The organism is Marinobacter profundi, assembly GCF_002744715.1.
In the GTDB taxonomy this organism is placed as follows: Bacteria; Pseudomonadota; Gammaproteobacteria; order Pseudomonadales; family Oleiphilaceae; genus Marinobacter; species Marinobacter profundi.
On the sequence record NZ_KZ319370.1, the window covers coordinates 393,383 to 410,125 of the forward strand.

The 16,743-nt window shown below is 63.1% G+C and carries 15 protein-coding genes; 9 read left to right on the plus strand and 6 right to left on the minus strand.

The genetic code is table 11. From position 1 onward, the window contains the following. Positions 1 to 21: 21 nt before the first annotated feature. Genes CLH61_RS09795 through CLH61_RS09815 form a run of 5 tightly spaced genes read right to left on the minus strand, consistent with a single transcriptional unit; the run spans position 22 to position 5,090 of the window. On the minus strand, positions 22 to 1,428 hold the full coding sequence (locus CLH61_RS09795; RefSeq protein WP_099614526.1) for an ATP-binding protein: 1,407 nt from the start codon (positions 1,426 to 1,428) through the stop codon (positions 22 to 24). After that, positions 1,419 to 2,111: a response regulator transcription factor gene (locus tag CLH61_RS09800; RefSeq protein WP_099614527.1), complete on the minus strand. Its 693-nt coding sequence runs from the start codon at positions 2,109 to 2,111 to the stop codon at positions 1,419 to 1,421. Before CLH61_RS09800 ends, CLH61_RS09795 begins: the two co-directional genes overlap by 10 nt. Before the next feature lie 46 nt (positions 2,112 to 2,157). Beyond that, entirely contained in the window at positions 2,158 to 3,711 is a 1,554-nt protein-coding gene (locus tag CLH61_RS09805) for an ArnT family glycosyltransferase (RefSeq protein WP_099614528.1), read from the minus strand. Beyond that, positions 3,695 to 4,702 (minus strand): glycosyltransferase family 2 protein, encoded by a 1,008-nt coding sequence (locus CLH61_RS09810; protein ID WP_099614529.1) that lies wholly within the window; start codon positions 4,700 to 4,702, stop codon positions 3,695 to 3,697. Before CLH61_RS09810 ends, CLH61_RS09805 begins: the two co-directional genes overlap by 17 nt. After that, positions 4,674 to 5,090, minus strand: coding sequence for a GtrA family protein (locus CLH61_RS09815; RefSeq protein ID WP_228152598.1), 417 nt, complete (start codon positions 5,088 to 5,090; stop codon positions 4,674 to 4,676). The genes CLH61_RS09810 and CLH61_RS09815 overlap by 29 nt, the downstream gene beginning before the upstream one ends. 219 nt (positions 5,091 to 5,309) lie before the next feature. Between CLH61_RS09815 and CLH61_RS09820 the strand changes: the two genes are divergently transcribed. From CLH61_RS09820 to CLH61_RS09855, 9 genes are all read left to right on the plus strand, one after another. After that, positions 5,310 to 6,008 carry a thermostable hemolysin gene (locus tag CLH61_RS09820; protein ID WP_211289094.1) on the plus strand — a complete coding sequence of 233 codons (699 nt, stop codon included), beginning with the start codon at positions 5,310 to 5,312 and terminating at the stop codon, positions 6,006 to 6,008. Next, entirely contained in the window at positions 5,992 to 7,527 is a 1,536-nt protein-coding gene (locus CLH61_RS09825; RefSeq protein WP_170003678.1) for an AMP-binding protein, read from the plus strand. The genes CLH61_RS09820 and CLH61_RS09825 overlap by 17 nt, the downstream gene beginning before the upstream one ends. Before the next feature lies 1 nt (position 7,528). Beyond that, positions 7,529 to 8,212 carry an iron-containing redox enzyme family protein gene (locus CLH61_RS18560; protein WP_170003681.1) on the plus strand — a complete coding sequence of 228 codons (684 nt, stop codon included), beginning with the start codon at positions 7,529 to 7,531 and terminating at the stop codon, positions 8,210 to 8,212. Beyond that, the gene (locus tag CLH61_RS09830; protein WP_099614530.1) at positions 8,199 to 8,981 is read left to right on the plus strand and encodes an SDR family oxidoreductase; all 783 of its coding nucleotides are present in this window, start codon (positions 8,199 to 8,201) and stop codon (positions 8,979 to 8,981) included. The genes CLH61_RS18560 and CLH61_RS09830 overlap by 14 nt, the downstream gene beginning before the upstream one ends. Beyond that, positions 8,978 to 9,598 (plus strand): tetratricopeptide repeat protein, encoded by a 621-nt coding sequence (locus CLH61_RS09835; protein WP_099614531.1) that lies wholly within the window; start codon positions 8,978 to 8,980, stop codon positions 9,596 to 9,598. Before CLH61_RS09830 ends, CLH61_RS09835 begins: the two co-directional genes overlap by 4 nt. A 94-nt stretch (positions 9,599 to 9,692) precedes the next feature. Next, the gene (locus tag CLH61_RS09840) at positions 9,693 to 11,189 is read left to right on the plus strand and encodes a sensor domain-containing diguanylate cyclase (protein ID WP_099614532.1); all 1,497 of its coding nucleotides are present in this window, start codon (positions 9,693 to 9,695) and stop codon (positions 11,187 to 11,189) included. An 83-nt stretch (positions 11,190 to 11,272) separates the two neighbouring features. Beyond that, positions 11,273 to 12,139 (plus strand): MBL fold metallo-hydrolase, encoded by an 867-nt coding sequence (locus tag CLH61_RS09845; protein ID WP_099614533.1) that lies wholly within the window; start codon positions 11,273 to 11,275, stop codon positions 12,137 to 12,139. Positions 12,140 to 12,146: 7 nt separating this feature from the next. After that, the gene (locus tag CLH61_RS09850; protein ID WP_099614534.1) at positions 12,147 to 13,871 is read left to right on the plus strand and encodes a SulP family inorganic anion transporter; all 1,725 of its coding nucleotides are present in this window, start codon (positions 12,147 to 12,149) and stop codon (positions 13,869 to 13,871) included. A gap of 41 nt (positions 13,872 to 13,912) precedes the next feature. After that, positions 13,913 to 14,584: an energy-coupling factor ABC transporter permease gene (locus CLH61_RS09855; protein WP_099614535.1), complete on the plus strand. Its 672-nt coding sequence runs from the start codon at positions 13,913 to 13,915 to the stop codon at positions 14,582 to 14,584. On the opposite strand, the gene CLH61_RS09860 is transcribed toward CLH61_RS09855, so the two are convergent. Further along, positions 14,508 to 16,703, minus strand: a complete 2,196-nt coding sequence (locus CLH61_RS09860) for a sensor domain-containing protein (protein WP_099614536.1) — start codon at positions 16,701 to 16,703, stop codon at positions 14,508 to 14,510. The genes CLH61_RS09855 and CLH61_RS09860 overlap by 77 nt on opposite strands. Positions 16,704 to 16,743: the final 40 nt, after the last annotated feature.

Consider the following 16,743-nt stretch of genomic DNA (forward strand, 5'->3'; position numbering starts at 1 on the left):
AATCACAATGGCAGGCCCCGGTCAGGCGATACCGGGTGTGGGGCACTGGGCGGGCAGCCAGATTTCGACACAGAGGCCGGGGCCGCCATCCGGCCGGTCATGCAGCGACAGGGTGCCACCGTGAAGTTCCGCAATGCGCCGGGCAATGGCCAGCCCGAGTCCGGCACCGCCGCCGGCGCGCTGGTCGAGGCGGACGAACCGGCTCAGGGCCCGTTCGCGTTCTTCGGCGGCGATACCCGGGCCCTGATCGCACAGCCGGATCAGGTAACCGTCGCCGGAGGCTGTCAGTTCTGTCGTCACCTCGGTTTCCGGCGGGCTGTACTGGATGGCGTTGGCCAGCAGGGAGCGCATCAGCGTGTTGATCAGCGCACCGTGGCAGCAGGCCATGGCCTGCCGGGTGGTGTCCTGCAGCACCGGCTCAATGTGTTTACGGAGCGCCAGCGGCGCCACTTCCGCCATGCTCTGTTCGACGATCTCGGACAGGTTGTGGACGCTGGGTGAAAAGTCCGTGGCGGAATCTACCCGGCTCAGCACCAACATCTGTTCAACCAGGTAGGTCATCCGGTCAACCGACTGGATCAGGCCTTCAAACTCATGGGGATGCGCCTCGCAGGCCTTTTCGAGGTTCAGTCGCAACACCGTGAGCGGCGTGCGCAGTTCGTGGGCGGCATCGGCGGAAAACCGCCGTTCCCGTTCGAGGGCGCTGTTCAGCCGTTTCAGCAGACCGTTGACCGCATGCACCAGCCCGGTCACTTCTTTCGGGGCATGGCTGGCATCCAGCGGATGGATCTTCTCCGGGGCCATGTCGCGGATCGGTCGTTCGAGGCGGCGCAGCGGCCGGAAGGCCACCTGGATGGCGAAGATCAGCGCCGCCGCCAGCAAGGGCAGGGCAAGCAGCAGTGGCAGCACATTGCCGCGGGCGAGTTCTTCGCTGAGTTCGGTGCGGATGTCCTCACGCTGGGCGGTGCGGATCCAGAAGCCGCTGGCCGGGTCCTGCAGGGTGAAGGTGCGCCAGGAATAGCCGGTGGATTCTACCCAGGAATAGCCCGCCTCCAGCGGTTGCTCGCCGGGAATCAGCAGGGTGTCCAGTACCGCCACGCCGTGGTTGTCCCAGACCTCGAAGGCAATTTTCTTCTCGTATTTGTGTCCGGAGCCGTCGGGAATGATTTCGTTGAAGTCCCCTTCCTGCAGGGCGGCTTCTGGCAGCTTCAGGGTTTCCTCCAGGATGGACGGCAGCTGCTGGGGCGATTCGGATTCTGCCAGGTGGCGGACCAGGCCCTGCACGATCCGCGAGCTCTGGGCCAGCTCGGCGTCAAACAGCTCTTCCAGTTCGTGGTTGCTCTCAAAGTAGCTCCACACCGCGGCAACCAGGGCAATCAGCAGTACCACCGAGGTCGCCAGCAGGGTCAGGGTGCGGGTCAGGGACATTGCGGGCTCCCGCAGTTGGCGGCTTCCCGGGGATCCAGCAGGTAGCCGACCCCGCGCACGGTGCGAATGACCGATTTGCCGATACGCCGGCGCAAGTGATGGACATGGACTTCCAGTGCATTGCTTTCCGCGCCGTGCTCCCAGCCGTAGAGCTGCTCTTCCAGGCGCCGGCGGGTGGCCACCTGGTCAGGGTGTCGCATCAGGTAGTGGAGGATCTGGCATTCACTGCGGGGCAGGGCTATCGGGGTGTCACCAACCAGCAACTGGCCGGAGTCGGCGTTAAGCTGCAAGCGTCCCACCGTCAGGCCGGCGGTGCCCGCAGTGCTGCCCCGTCGCGCGACGGCCCGGATCCGGGCCTTGAGTTCCGCCATGGCAAAGGGCTTGGTGAGGTAGTCGTCGGCCCCGGCATCGAGGCCCTGCAGTTTCTCTGTCAGTTCGGCCCGTGCGGTCAGGATGATGATCGGGGTTTGCACCCCTTGCTGGCGTACCCGCTTGACGATATCGAGGCCATCGACCCTGGGCAGGGTCAGGTCGAGGATGGCCAGGTCAAAATGCTCGTCGGTCAGGGCGCTCAGCGCATGCTGGCCGTCGTCGACCCAGTCTACGGTGTTCTGGTCTTCCCGCAGCATGTCGAGCATGGTGTTGGCCAGGAGGTGGTCGTCTTCCACCAGCAGAATTCGCATGGTTGAATTTCCTGTTGTGGGGTCGGGCTGGTCAGTCAGGCGCGGATCAGGTTCCATCAGAAGTAGCGCCTGTTGTTGCACCTGGCCTGGATATCGTTACCGCTGATCCGATTGTAATCGATTTGGCTGTGATTGCCGCCGGCTTCCCATCGGACAAGTGGAACAGGGTGTAGCGCCGGTTCTGGTCGAGCACGGTGGCGGTCTTCCGGAGCCGGTCCAGCCAGGCCTTATCGTTGTTGCTGACGGCAACCAGGGCAGGGGGCGGCAGTTGCGCATCGGCGAGTCGGCTTTGCAGTTCATCAGGGCTCAGTGACTGAACCAGGCCCTGACTGTAGAAGCGTGCCGAGAAGGGAGCTTCCCCCAGATAATGGAGCTGATCCGGTGAAAGTTCCGGCAAGGCGCTCGCCCTGGCAACCAGGTCGCGTTCGGTTTTCAGTTGTTCCGGGTGGATGGCAAGCCAGCCGGCACCGCTGCTGGCGGCCAAGGGGATGAGCAGGGCACAGGCGTAGCTCGCCCGTTGCCAGCGATATCCGGCTGTCTGGCTGATTACGCCAGCGGCGAGAACCGCAATGAAGGGCAGTGACGGTAGCGTGTAGGTCCACAGAATGTTGCCGGAGAAGGTGAAGAATATTGCCGGCGTCAACGCGGAAACAGTGAGAAGCATCGTGGTGCCATCGCTTGCAGCGCGGGCGGGGACTGGGGTTGATCGCCAACGGCGGATTCCCCACCCGGTTACTGCGATCAATCCCCAGGGGAAGCTGGCTACTGCCAGGTAGAGCCAGATGGTGCCACGGGTAAATTCGTGTGCATTGCCGTACAGGTCGCCCTGCCAACCGCTGATGATGAAACGCTTGAAGTGCTCGCCAACAATGAAATAGTCGAGGAAGCCCGGCGTCTTGAGTTCGGCAAGCAGGTACCAGGGCAGAACCAGTAGCAGTGTAAGTGCCGTGCCGGACAGCCACGGCAGACACCGCCAGAGGTTTCGCCACTGGCGGGTGATGACCGCCCAGCAGAAGACCGGGACGCCGGTGAGCACCAGTACCAGCGGGCCCTTGGCAAGCAATCCGATGACAAGGCCGATAAAGAATCCCCAGCCCCACCAGTCTGAACCACCGCGAAGGCGGATCAGCAGGCTGGCCAGCGTCAGCGTTGTGCCCAGCGCCAGGTAAGAGTCCGTCATGATGGTGCCGCCACTGAGGAAGCCCAGGGCGGTTGTTGCATAAATCAGCGCCGCCCACAGCCCGCTCACGGTTGCCTGCTGGCGGTCAGTGTTCGCGTGCAGGTGGAAGCGCATGGCAAATACCAGAGCTACCGTCAGTACGTTGGCCAGCCAGGATGGTAAACGGCCGGCAAATTCGCTGACTCCGAACAGCTTGAATGACAGCGCCTGGGCCCAGAACGACAGCGGAGGTTTGCCCCAGAAGGGCACCCCGTGATCGAACCAGGGAGTGATCCAGTCGCCGGTTTCCGCCATGATCCGGGCGATTTCGGCGTAGCGGGGTTCGGTGGTATCGGCCAGCGGGAGCAAGGCCGACAGTCCCAGGCGAATAGCCAGGGCCGCGGCCAGCAGGCCCCACAGGGTATTAATGGTTCTGGTCATGAGCGGCCACTCTCAATTGTGGGATTGCCTGGCGGTTTTCGAGCCCGCTGTCTTCAGCGACGAGGAACACCGGACGCTGTTTGGTTTCGATATAGATGCGGCCGATGTATTCCCCCAGCAGGCCAATGCAGAGCAGCTGCACACCGGCAAGAAAGGTGGTGATGGCGATGATGGAAGCATAGCCGGGGGTTGAGACCCCTATGACCAGCGCTTTCAGCACCTCCCAGACGCCAAACAGGCCACCCGCAGTGGCTGCCAGCAGGCCCAGTATCAGGGCGACCCGCAGCGGTTTGGTGGAAAACGAGGTAATGCCCTCCATGGCCAGGTGCATCAGCTTCAGGTAGTTCCACTTGGTTTTGCCGGCCAGTCGCGGGTCGCGGTCAAATTCCAGGGTGACGGTGGTCATGCCGACCCAGGCGAACATCCCCTTGAGGTAGCGGTTGCGCTCGGGCAGCTGGTTCAGGGCGTCGACGGTGCGCCGGCTCATGAGGCGGAAGTCGCCCGTATCGACCGGAATGGGCGCCTCGCTGATGCGATTTATGAGTCGGTAGAACAGCGAGGCGGTGAGCCGTTTGAACCAGCTTTCACCGGCGCGGCTCCGCCGCTTCATCAGTACCACATCGGCTCCCCGTTGCCATTCGCCGAGCATCTCGGGGATCAGTTCCGGCGGATCCTGGAGATCGGCATCCATCAGGATGACCGCCCGGCCGCGGGCGTGTTGCAGGCCGGCAGACACCGCCGCTTCCTTGCCGAAATTGCGGGAAAGCTGCAGTACGCGGATGCCGGTGTGATGGCGGCGGGCTTGCAGCAACAGGGCGACCGAGTTGTCACGGCTGCCGTCGTCCACAAACAACAGCTCCACTGCACCGCCAATCCTGTGGGTGACCAGAAACAGGCGGTTCAGCAGCAGCGGAATCACCTCGGCTTCGTTGTGCACCGGAATGACGATGCTGAGCAGCGGGTCAGTAGGTTCCACGTGTCTGTTTTTCATTAAAAACTACCTTTTCGGCGACCAGATAATTAACAAAAGTGACGGAGGCTGTTGCGATGAGTTGCGGCGCAATCACGCCGCGGTCCAGCCAGGTGTGGAGCAGGGCAAAGCAGGCCAGGTTGAGCAGCCAGCCCAGCAGTGCACTCGCCAGGTAGCGGGGGAAAGCCCTGCGATGTGGAAGCCGGGAACAAAAGGTAAACCGATGCTGCGCCAGGTAGTTTGCAACCAGTCCGACCGTCGCGCCGGTGGCGGTCGCAGCCTCGGCCGCCATGCCCGAGTACACCAGGGCAGCCATGGACGACCAGTGCAGTAGGGTTGCCGCCCCGCCGGAGAGCAGGAAGCGGGGCAGATACGGGTGCCGGGTCATCAGCTGTTTAATCGGTTTCACGGGCCTGGATTTCACCACTCAGGGGGTCAGATGGTGGCCCACTGTACGGGGGAGGTCTTAAGCGAGTCTTAACCGGTTGCTACCAAAAACCTTAAGACGCTCTTAAGAAATCTTTTTACACAACTTAAGCCTGCTTTAAGGCTCTCTTCTTAATCTGTCAGTCGTGATCAAAGGATGAAGCTGTTAACGCTTTGTCGCTCAATACCTTGGAGTGCGCTGATGACAGATCCGCTGATGATGTCCACATGCTGTCCCCTTGATTCCGGGGAGGTGGTTCCGGTTATGCGCTGCGCAGGTCGCTGGCTGTGTGAGGTTCAACCACGAACCGCCGTGGCTGACACGGTGATTGACTTCATCCGTCGCCGTTTCCAGCTTGCCTACGGAGCTCAGCCCTCGCTGCGGATTCCGGCTTTGTTGGCGCTGACGACCGCCCAGGGCTCGCTGCTGGCCGCCGTCGGCGTACGGGATGCCTCCCGTGAGCGGTTGTTTCTGGAGGATTACCTGGATGAGCCCGCGGAGACGCTGATCCCGGGGCGGGGCGTGCCGGAGCGGGGGCAGATCGCCGAGATTGCCCACCTGGCGGGCGTGGAGGCCGGCACCAGTCGTTACCTGTTTCCCGCCCTGACGCTCTGGCTGCGGGATAAGGGTTACCGCTGGGTGATGTTCACCGGGACTGACCAGCTGCGTAACAGCTTTGGCCGCCTGGGCATCGAGACCCATGTGCTGGCACCGGCAGATCCTGCCCGGCTGGCCGATGGCGGTGAGGGCTGGGGGCAATACTATGACCATCATCCGCAGGTCATGGCGGTAAGTGTCGATGCCAGCCACCAGGCGCTGACCGCGTCCGGCCTGCTGCGACGGGTGAACTGGCTCGACAACAGCGCTGCAGAGGAGGGCCGGTATGGCTTTACTGCCTGAGCTGATAGCGCGCCTGGCGGCACGCCAGCCCGAGACACCTGCCCTGGTTACCGGGAAGGAAACACTTACCTACCGCGAGCTGCTCAACGCCGCCGGTAACCTGGCGGCGATCCTGAAAGCCCGTGGGCTGACGCGGCTCGGGCTGGCGGGTGACAATGCCATTGGCTGGGTGGTAGCTGACCTGGCCTGCCTGATGGCCCGAATTGTCTGTGTGCCGGTGCCAGGCTTTTTTTCTGCCCAGCAATCCGCCCACCTGACCGCCATGGCGGGGCTCGAGGGTCTGCTGGAAGTCCTGCCGCCGTCAGCGGCGGCGCAAGAGGAAGATGCCTCTGGGCTGGAGCGCCTGACGGCACGGGTGGCGTTGCGCCGGCTGCCCGCGGGTGGACCGCTGGCACCGTTGCCGCCGGGTACCGCCAAGATCACCTTTACCTCGGGCTCTACCGGCAATCCCAAGGGCGTCTGCCTGTCTGCTGCCCAGCTCACCGCAACCACCCTGGCATTGGGCCGGAGGCTGGAGGCTGTGGCGCTGCAGCGGCACCTGTGTGTGCTTCCGCTGGCGACCCTGCTGGAGAACATCGCCGGGGTTTATCTGCCCCTGAGCCTCGGAGCCACGGTGGTGCTGGAGCCCCTCGCCAGTCTCGGATTCACCGGCAGCAGTCAGCTGGAGATTCCCCGCCTGCTGGCTGTTATCAACCGGGTTCGCCCCCATTCCGTCATCCTGGTGCCTGAACTGGCGTCGGTGCTGGTCGGTGCTGCCGAAACCGGGGCACTGGATACCGCGCCCTTCCAGTTCGTAGCGGTGGGCGGTGGCAAGGTGTCGCCCCGGATGCTGGCGCGTGCCCGGGCGGTGGGGCTGCCGATGTATGAGGGTTACGGCCTGTCGGAATGTGGTTCGGTGGTGGCGCTCAATGTGCCGGGTGCGGCCCGGGCCGGCACCGTTGGGCGTCCGCTGGATCATGTGGCGGTTGCCGTTGGTGACGATGGTGAAATCCGCATAGCCGGCAGTACCCACCTGGGCTATCTGGGTGAGCCCCGGGAGCCGGGTGCGGAACTTGCGACCGGCGATCTGGGGCGGTTCGACAACGGTTTCCTGGTCGTCAACGGTCGCCGCAAGAACCTGCTGATCACCAGTTACGGCCGCAATATCAGTCCGGAATGGCTGGAAAGCGAGCTGGTGCAGGCCGCCGGCGCCCGCCAGGCCTTTGTGTTTGGCGAGGGCGAGCCGCACCCCTGTGCCCTGCTGGCGGTGGGCAGCGGCAGCCCGGCGGAGATTGCCGCGGCCCTTGCCGGGCTGAACGCGCGGCTGCCGGATTACATGCGCCTGCAAACCGTTTATCTGCGCCGGCAGCCGTGGACCCGGGAGGACGGATACCTGACCGCCAATGGCCGCCCGCTGCGGAGCCGGCTGAATGAGGACCTGCCTGCGCTGCTGGCCAGCGCCCACCCCCTGACACTCGATGTTTCGTGTGCTGCCCCGGCCGAACCGGCGGCGGAAATTACCCAAGTTGAGGAGTTTTAATATGTCGTTTTTCCAGATACTTCAGGATGAAACCGCCGAAGATCGCAAGCACGTGACCGGCGCGCCGGCGTTTACCGCCATTCCGCAGGGCCGCTTCAGTCGCGCCAGTTACACCTGGTTCCTGACCCAGGCCTTTCATCATGTGAAGCATACCGCCCCGCTGATGATGGCCTGTGGTGCACGGTTGCCGGAGCGGCTGGAATTTGTCCGCAAGGCGCTGGTGGAGTACATCGAGGAAGAGTATGGCCACCATGAGTGGATTCTTGATGACCTGGCCGCCTGCGGTGAAGACCGGGAGGCCATTCGTCAGGGTGATCCGGACCTGTCGATCCGGCTGATGGTGTCCTACCTCTATGACCAGATTAACCGCGGCAATCCGATTGGCCTGTTCGGTATGGTGCAGGTGCTGGAAGGCACCAGCATCGACCTGGCCACTCCCATGGGGCAGAAAATTCAGCAGAACCTGGGCCTGCCCGACAAGGCGATGAGCTACCTGTTTTCCCATGGAGCCCTGGACCAGGACCATTTCGAGTTTTTCCGCGGACTGATGGACCAGATTACGGACCCACAGGACCAGAAGGCCATCATCGACACCGCCAGGATCTGCTACCGGCTGTACGGTGACATGCTGCACAGCATTCCGCTGCCGGCCCGCACCGAGGAGAAGGCCCATGAAATTGCATAACCGGGTCTTCCTGCTGCTGGGTGGCACCGGGGGAATTGGCCAGGCATTGATCAGCCCGTTGCAGGCCGGTGGTGCCAGGGTGATCGTGGCGTCCCGCCAGTCGCAGAACGCCGCGGTTCCGGCCGGAGTCGAGGTGGTGGCGCTGGATCTGGCTGCGGCGGATCTCGACCAGCAGCTGGATCAGCTGTCCCGCGCCCATCCGGAGATTGACGGGGTCATCCACTGCGCCGGTCAGAACCGGTTCGCCGCCGTTGATCGTCTGACGGTGGAGGCGATTGACGACCAGCTTACCGTCAACCTGCGCAGCGCAATGCTGGTTGGCCGGCATTTTGCGCCGCGCTTTGCAGCCTCCGGCCGCGGCGCCCTGGTGTTTGTCGGTTCCACCTTCGGCAGCATCGGCTTTCCCGGCTACACCGCTTACTGCGCCAGCAAGTTTGGCCTGCGCGGCTTCTCCGAGGCGTTGCGCCGGGAACTGGCGGACACCGCAGTCCAGGTACTTTATGTGGCCCCCCGTGCCACGGCAACCGCGATGAATCCGGAGGCGGTTAACCAGCTCAACAAAGCGCTCGGCAACAAGACCGATTCGCCGCAGCAGGTGGCGGCGGAAATTATCCGTGCGATGGTGCGGGGTGAGCGTCGCCGGTTCCTCGGCTGGCCGGAAAAACTCTTCGTGGTCATTAATGGCATCCTCCCGAAGCTTGTCGACAAGGCCATGCTCAAACAGCTGCCGGTCATCCGCCGGTTTCTTGATACAGGAGTCACATCATGAAGGTTTTGCTGGCCGTTCTGGGCCTGGTTCTGGCCCTGCCTGCGCTGGCGGGGGATCTGCAGTCCGACCTGCAGGGGATCCAGCAGCGCTGGGCCGAGGTCCAGTACCAGTTGCCGGACAAGGACCGCGAAGGCGCCTTCGAGCAGTTGGCACAACAGACCGAAGCCCTGGTCGCGGCCTACCCGGAGCGGGCCGAGCCGCTGATCTGGCACGGTATTACCCTGAGCACCTGGGCGGGCGCCAAGGGGGGCCTGGGGGCGCTCGGGCTGGTGAAGGAGGCCCGCGCGGCGCTGGAGTCTGCCTTGACCATCGATCATGCCGCGCTGGAAGGGTCCGCCTACACCTCGCTGGGCAGTCTGTACTACCAGGTGCCAGGCTGGCCCCTGTCGTTCGGGGATGACGAGAAGGCGCAGAAATACCTGCAAAGTGCGCTCAAGCTGAACCCCGAAGGGATTGACCCGAACTATTTCTTCGGCGACTTCCTGCTCGGGCAGGGTGAAACCAAGCGTGCCCGGGTCTACCTGGAGCGGGCGCTGAATGCGCCGCCCCGTCCGGGCCGGGAAGTTGCCGACGATGGCCGGCGGAACGAAATCCGTAGCAGGCTGGCAGGCCTCTGAGTATTGCCGTAACCGGGTCATCGCTGTGTGTGTGGGGTTGGACTACACTTCCTGTTGAACGAGGCAAAGTCGTCAGTGGGGAGATGGGGCGTCCATGGGGAAGCAGTCGACCGTTTCCGGAGAGTTGCTTGCAAGACTGGCAGCGGGTGTGCCCGGCGTGCTGTTTACCTATTGGCTCAGCGCCACCGAGGACCAGCACTGTTTCCCGTTTCTGGGCGAGCGTGCCAGGCCGTTGTTTGGCCTGGCACCCGAGGCTCTCGCGGCTTCTGCCGACCCGTTGTTTGCCCTGATTCATCCGGAGGACGTGGCGGGCCTGGCCGACAGTATCGTGGCGTCCGCCCGAACGCTGACGCCCTGGCAGTACCGTGGTCGCCTGCGGCTGCAATCCGGCGAGTTCCAGTGGTTTGAAGGCAGTTCAACGCCGGAGCGCCAGGACGATGGCAGTACCCTCTGGTATGGCTATTTCAACAACATCCAGTATTACAAAGAGCTGGAGGTCTCGCTCAGGGAGAGCGAGGCGGAGTTCGCGTTCCAGGCGCAGTTCCAGAAACTGATCGCAAAACTGTCCACCCGCTTCATCAACCTGGGGTTCGGTACCATTGACCAGGGTATCGACGAGTTGCTGATGGAGATCGGCAAATTCTTCGGGGTCGACCGCGCCTACCTGTATCACTTTTCCGACGATTACCGCGTCATGACCAACAGCCATGAATGGTGTGGCAAAGGTGTGCCATCGCTCAAGGCTTCCCAGCAGCAGGTTGCCATCGAATCCTTCCACTGGTGGCATGACCGGATCCACGAGATGGTCAGCCGGGGGCGGGTTATTTTCGTTGAGGATGTCAGGCGGTTGCCGAAACGGGCCCACCAGGAGCGCAAACTGCTGCTGGAGCAGGGCGTGGCTTCAATGTTCTGTGTTCCGGTCCAGATCCGCGGCCGGGTAACCGGATTCTTCGGGGTCGATTCGTTGCGCAAGCGCCAGTGGCGGCGGGACCAGGCTGACCTTCTGGTGATCATTTCCGGATTGCTGTCGGGGGCCCTGGAGCGCCACCGGCTGGAGGAGAAGCTGTTAAACCAGTCGATCCGTGACCCGCTGACCGGGCTGCACAACCGTCGCTACCTGATCCCCCGCCTTGAGGAACTGCTTGGCCGCAGCCAAAGGTTCGGGGATACCTTTTCCCTCGCGCTGTTCGATGTTGACCATTTCAAGCAGATCAATGATTCGGTGGGTCACCTGGCGGGTGACCATATCCTGCGCCAGTTTGCCGGTGTGCTAAGGCAACAGGCACGCACCACCGATGTGGTGGTCCGCTTCGGCGGCGAAGAGTTCATTGTTGTATTTGTCGGTACTGCCGCGGAGGATGCGGTACCCATCGTTCAACGGATTATCGAGGCCGTGCGACAGGCCTTGTTCCAGGCCGGGGGGTCCGCGGTCCATGTCACGGTCAGTGCGGGTATGGTCGGGCTGGGTGAGGTTCCGGCGCTGCCTGACACCCCGGATTCGCTGATCGGACGGGCGGACGAGCGCCTGTACCGCGCCAAAGCGGCGGGTCGTGACTGTCTGGTAAGTGCATCAGGAATCGTCCGCATATAAGAAACGGGCATTTCCCTTTATATTTCCTTTTGGTATAACCTTAGAATCAAATTTGATTTCCGACCCGGAAAGAGGTAAATGCCGTGACCAATCCGATCGTTCAGCATTTCTTTGACGAACCGACCAACACCTTCAGTTATGTGGTGAGGGACCCGGCAAGCGATGCCTGCGCCATCGTCGATTCCGTCCTTGATTTCGACTACGCGGCGGGCCGTACCGATGTGCGCTCGGCGGATGAGATCATCGCCTATGTCCGCAGCGAAGGCCTGCGGGTGGAGTGGATTGTCGAAACCCATGTCCACGCCGACCACCTTTCCGCCGCTCCCTATCTGCATGAAAAACTGGGTGGCAAGACCGGTATCGGTGCCCAGATTGTCGCCGTGCAGGAAATCTTCGGCAAGGCCTTCAATGCCGGCACCGAGTTTGCCCGTGATGGCAGTCAGTTTGACCGTCTGTTCAACGACGGCGATACCTTCATGATCGGTGAGCTTGAAGGCCGGGTGATGCATACGCCGGGCCACACCCCGGCCTGTCTGACCTACGTATTTGGTGATGCGGCCTTTGTGGGTGACACCCTGTTCATGCCGGATTACGGCACCGCCCGGTGTGATTTCCCGGGTGGCGATGCCCGTACGCTCTACCGCTCCATCCAGAAGGTGCTGGCACTGCCGCCGGAAACCCGGATCTTCCTGTGCCACGACTACAAGGCGCCGGGCCGTGAGGAGTACCAGCACATGACCACGGTGGCCGCCGAGCGCGAGGCCAATGTCCATGTTCACGATGGCGTCACCGAAGACGAGTTTGTCCGGATGCGCAGCGAGCGGGATGCCACCCTGGACATGCCGCGGCTGATTCTGCCGTCGGTACAGGTCAATATGCGGGCCGGCCAGATGCCGCCGGCGGAGGATAACGGTCAGGTTTACCTGAAAGTTCCGCTGAACCTGTTCTGACACGCTGATGAGACTCAAACAGTATCTGCCGTTCCTCGAATGGCTGCCCGGTTACCGCCGTGACATTCTGGTCAGCGACCTGGTGGCCGCGGTCATCGTCACCATCATGCTGATCCCGCAGTCGCTGGCCTATGCCCTGCTGGCGGGGTTGCCTGCGCAGGTAGGGCTGTATGCCAGTATCCTGCCGCTGGTGTTCTACGCCCTGTTCGGCACCAGCCGGACCCTGTCGGTCGGGCCGGTGGCGGTGGCGTCACTGATGACCGCTGCGGCTCTCGGGGCCATTGCCGAGCCCGGCAGCCCCGAGTACATCGGTGGTGCGGTGTTGCTGGCAGTCATGTCGGGCCTGATGCTGGTGGCCATGGGGGTACTGCGGCTGGGCTTCCTGGCCAATTTCCTCAGCCACCCGGTGATCTCGGGCTTTATCACCGCCTCCGGCGTGGTGATTGCGGCCAGTCAGCTCAAGCATATCCTCGGTGTCCAGGCCTCCGGCCACAACCTGCTGGATATTGGTGGGACGCTGCTGGCAAATATCGGTGACACCAATCTCCCGACCCTGCTGATCGGCAGCGGCGCCCTGGTATTTCTGCTGTTTGCCCGCAAGAAACTGAAAGCCTTGCTGGCCCTCGCCGGGGTGACCGGGCGGTTCGCCGATATTGTGACCAAGACCGCGCCGATTCTGGCGGTGGTGGTCACGACCCTGCTGGCCTGGGGGCTCGGGCTCGACCAGCAGGGAGTCAAGGTGGTCGGCACGGTACCCGCCGGGTTGCCGCAACTCACCCTGCCGACCATGGACCTGGCAGTGTGGCAGCAACTGGCGCTGGGGGCGCTGCTGATTAGCATCGTCGGTTTTGTGGAGTCGGTGTCGGTGGGCCAGACCCTGGCCGCCAAGCGCCGGCAGCGGATTGACCCCGATCAGGAGCTGATTGGCCTGGGTGCAGCCAACCTGTCGTCGGGTTTTTCCGGCGGCATGCCGGTGACCGGTGGTTTTTCCCGTTCGGTGGTCAACTTCGATGCCGGCGCCGAGACCCCCGCTGCCGGCGCGTTTACCGCGGTCGGTATTGCCCTCGCCACGCTGTTTCTGACGCCGGCGATTGCCTACCTGCCCACCGCCACCCTGGCGGCCACCATCATCGTCGCGGTTTCCACGCTGATTGATTTTCCGGCCCTGCTGCGTACCTGGCGCTATTCCCGCACCGATTTTGTGGCGATGCTGGCCACCATCGTGCTGACCCTCGGGCACAGTGTCGAGTCGGGCATTGTGGCCGGTGTTGCGCTGTCCATCGGGTTGTTCCTGTATCGCACCAGCCGACCGCACAGTGCGCTGATCGGCCGGGTGCCGGGTACCGAACACTTCCGCAATGTGCTGCGACACCAGGTAGAAACCCGGCCGGAGCTGGCCATGCTGCGGGTGGATGAGAGCCTGTACTTTGCCAATGCCCGTTTCCTGGAAGAGACCGTGATGGAGCTGTTGAGCAAGCAGCCGGCACTGCAGGATGTGGTGCTGGTGTGTCCGGCGGTCAACCTGATCGACGCCTCGGCACTGGAAAGCCTGGAAGCCATCAACGAGCGGCTGGTGGATGCCGGTGTTCGCCTGCACTTGTCCGAGGTCAAAGGCCCGGTGATGGACCGGTTGCGGGATACCGAGTTTCTCCGTCATCTCGGTGGCCAGGTGTTTCTCAGCAGCTATGAGGCCTGGCAGACCCTGAGCAGGCCCCGGCAGGCCGCTGCCTGATCCTGGCACGATCGGGACCATTCCGGGACAAGGGCGCATTCATGGGCATGACGGACAATCTGTTATCCGCCGGCCAGTTGCTGGTCACTGGCCTGTTGTTCCTGCTGATTCTGCTGGCGGCGGCCCGCCAGGTGGACTGGCAGGCCCTGCGGCGGGACAACGCCCTGCAGCATAGCTTTTTCGGCGCGGCGGTGGTGCTGGGATTCCTCTGGCAGCTGCGGGCCGGGATCTCGCCCGGGTTGTCCATCCACGTCTTCGGGATCACCGTCATCACCCTGATGATGGGCTGGGCACTGGCGGTGTTCGCCGGCCTGCTGGCACTGGTGATTACGGTGATTACCGGCCGTGAGCCGTTGCTGATGTTTGCCGTCAATGGCCTGGTGACGGTGATGGTGCCGGCGCTGGTCAGCTATCGCATCATGTTGTGGGAGCGCCGGCGCGGATTCCGCAATTTCTTTGCCTACATCTTCTTCTGTGGTTTTTTCGGGGCGGCGATTGCGGTGGCCACGGCGGGCCTGGTGATGTGCGCCCTGCTGTGGTCGGCCGATGTCTACAGTATCGACGAGCTGGTCGACGAGTACCTGCGTTACCTGCCGCTGTTCATGATTCCCGAGGGATTTGTGAACGGTACCATTGTTACCGGCCTGATGGTGTTCCATCCCGAGCGGCTGGTGACCCTCGATGAGCGCCGTTACCTGACTCCTCCGCGTTGAACTGGCGGTCGTTGGCCTGCATCACTGCAAACGGGTCGCGACCACCGACCGGCCAGGACTGGCGCCACTGCTCCAGCCAGCCTGCGATGTCCTCCGCCGGCATCGGCCTGGCCACGCCATAGCCCTGAATCATTTCGCAGCCCAGCGTACGCAGGGCCCGGGCATGCTCCAGGGTTTCCACACCCTCTGCAAGGACGGGCCGGCCAAAGCGCTTGGCGAGAAAGATCACGCTTTCGACGATGGCGCGGTCCGCCGGATCCGACAGCATGCTGCGGACAAAGCTCTGGTCCATCTTGATCAGGTCGACCGGCAAGGCGCGGAAATAGGTCAGCGATGAGAAGCCGGTGCCGAAATCGTCCAGGGCGACCTGCAGGCCCATGGCCCGGCACTGCTCGATCACGTGGCCGGCGCGCTGCATGTCGTCCAGCGCGGTGGATTCGAGTACTTCCAGGTGAATCAGCGCCGGATTGATCTCCGGGTGGGCCATCAGGTAACGCTGCAGGAACTCGGTGAAGTTGCGGTCGAGGAGGTGAGCTGCACTGATGTTGACGCTGACGGCGATTGCCTCGCCACGTGCGCTCCAGCGGCCCAGTTCACTCAGCGCCTCCCGCAGCACCCACTGGGCGATGGGGACTTCAAGGTGGCTGCCTTCCACCGCCGGCAGGAAGTCGGCTGGCGCCAGCTGGCCCCGTTTCGGGTGCTGCCAGCGAATCAGGGCCTCAAAGCCGACCACGGCCCGGTCGCACATGCGGATCTGGGGCTGGTAGTGCAGGCGGAACTCGCCATCATCCAGCGCCCGGGTCAGTTCCATCAGCTGCTTCCGCCGTTTCTTGCGGTGCTCATCCAGTGCCGGATCGAAGATCGCCCACTGGTTGCGGCCTTTTTCCTTGGCGGCGAGCATGGCCTGGTCGGCATGGCGGACCAGCCGGTCGGCATCGGTGGCGTCGTTGGGGTAGAAGGTAATGCCCATGCTGGCGGTCAGCCGCAGATTGGCGGGCCCGACCGGTGCCGGTCCGTTCACGACATCCAGAATGCGCTGGAAGGCATGGTCGTCGGTCACGTCCTGCAGCAGCAGGACAAACTCGTCGGCGGCAATCCGCGCGACCGTGTCCTCACTGCGGATGACCGTGCGCAGCCGATCGGCGATCAGGGTCAGCACCCGGTCACCGCCATTACGGCCAAAGCGGTCATTGATGCTTTTCAGGCCGTCCAGGTCCAGGTAACACACCGCCAGTGGCCGGTCATTGTGAATCGCATGCTCCATGGCGCGGCGCAGCCGTTTCAGCAGCAACTGCCGGTTCGGCAGGTTGGTCAGGCTGTCGTAATGGGTCGCCCGGTCCAGTTCCTCGGCGTGGTTCTTGAGGGTGGTGATGTCCGAAAACACGGCGACATGGTGCCACTGTCCGGGTTCGTCCAGGTGGACCCGGGTAATCGACAGCAGCTCGGGATACTCTTCGCCGTTCTTGCGCCGGTTCCAGATCTCGCCACGCCAGTGATTGTTGACGTTTATGGCTTCCCACAGGGCGTGGTAGAACTCGGCGGTGTGGCGGCCGGAACTGAGAATCGACGGATTCTGGCCGATGATTTCGTCGCGCTGGTAACCGGTGATCCGGCTGAAGGCCGGATTGACGTCGATGATGCGGTTAGCGCGGTCGCTGATCATGATCGCTTCATGACTGCGTTCAAACACACTGGCGGCAATCCGCAGACGCCGTTCTGACGATTTGCGGGCGCTGATATCCCGCAACACCGCGGCATAGCCGGGACGTGCCTTGCCCGCCGGGGCGAGGGCGGTGCAGTTGACCTGCAACCACACCGGCTTGCCGTCGCGGGTGTAGTTGAGAATTTCCACGTCGAAGCCCTGGCCTTTGCGCAGGCACTGGCGCATGTAGGCCACGGTTGCCGTCGAGCTTTCCTCGCCCTGCAAGAAATCACCGGGGCGCTTGCCCCGAACTTCGGCCAGCGTGTAGCCGGTGATCCGCTCGAAGCTGGGGTTCACCCATTCAATCACGCCTTGCTCGTCAGTAATCACCACACCGTTGTTGGTGTAAAGCGCCACTTTTGCAAGGCGGTTGGCATCCATGCCCTCGAACTGGTGGAGATTGTCAGAATCAGCCATGGTGTCGGAGGGTACCGTGTTAGCCGGGGCAGGCCGGAGA

Excerpts from the sequence above, each read along its gene's own strand:
- CLH61_RS09795 (WP_099614526.1), bottom strand. The coding sequence starts at position 1,428 with ATGTCCCTGACCCGCACCCTGACCCTGCTGGCGACCTCGGTGGTACTG.
- CLH61_RS09800 (WP_099614527.1), bottom strand. The coding sequence starts at position 2,111 with ATGCGAATTCTGCTGGTGGAAGACGACCACCTCCTGGCCAACACCATG.
- CLH61_RS09805 (WP_099614528.1), bottom strand. The coding sequence starts at position 3,711 with ATGACCAGAACCATTAATACCCTGTGGGGCCTGCTGGCCGCGGCCCTG.
- CLH61_RS09810 (WP_099614529.1), bottom strand. The coding sequence starts at position 4,702 with ATGAAAAACAGACACGTGGAACCTACTGACCCGCTGCTCAGCATCGTC.
- CLH61_RS09820 (WP_211289094.1), top strand. The coding sequence starts at position 5,310 with ATGACAGATCCGCTGATGATGTCCACATGCTGTCCCCTTGATTCCGGG.
- CLH61_RS09825 (WP_170003678.1), top strand. The coding sequence starts at position 5,992 with ATGGCTTTACTGCCTGAGCTGATAGCGCGCCTGGCGGCACGCCAGCCC.
- CLH61_RS18560 (WP_170003681.1), top strand. The coding sequence starts at position 7,529 with ATGTCGTTTTTCCAGATACTTCAGGATGAAACCGCCGAAGATCGCAAG.
- CLH61_RS09830 (WP_099614530.1), top strand. The coding sequence starts at position 8,199 with ATGAAATTGCATAACCGGGTCTTCCTGCTGCTGGGTGGCACCGGGGGA.
- CLH61_RS09835 (WP_099614531.1), top strand. The coding sequence starts at position 8,978 with ATGAAGGTTTTGCTGGCCGTTCTGGGCCTGGTTCTGGCCCTGCCTGCG.
- CLH61_RS09840 (WP_099614532.1), top strand. The coding sequence starts at position 9,693 with ATGGGGAAGCAGTCGACCGTTTCCGGAGAGTTGCTTGCAAGACTGGCA.
- CLH61_RS09850 (WP_099614534.1), top strand. The coding sequence starts at position 12,147 with ATGAGACTCAAACAGTATCTGCCGTTCCTCGAATGGCTGCCCGGTTAC.
- CLH61_RS09855 (WP_099614535.1), top strand. The coding sequence starts at position 13,913 with ATGGGCATGACGGACAATCTGTTATCCGCCGGCCAGTTGCTGGTCACT.
- CLH61_RS09860 (WP_099614536.1), bottom strand. The coding sequence starts at position 16,703 with ATGGCTGATTCTGACAATCTCCACCAGTTCGAGGGCATGGATGCCAAC.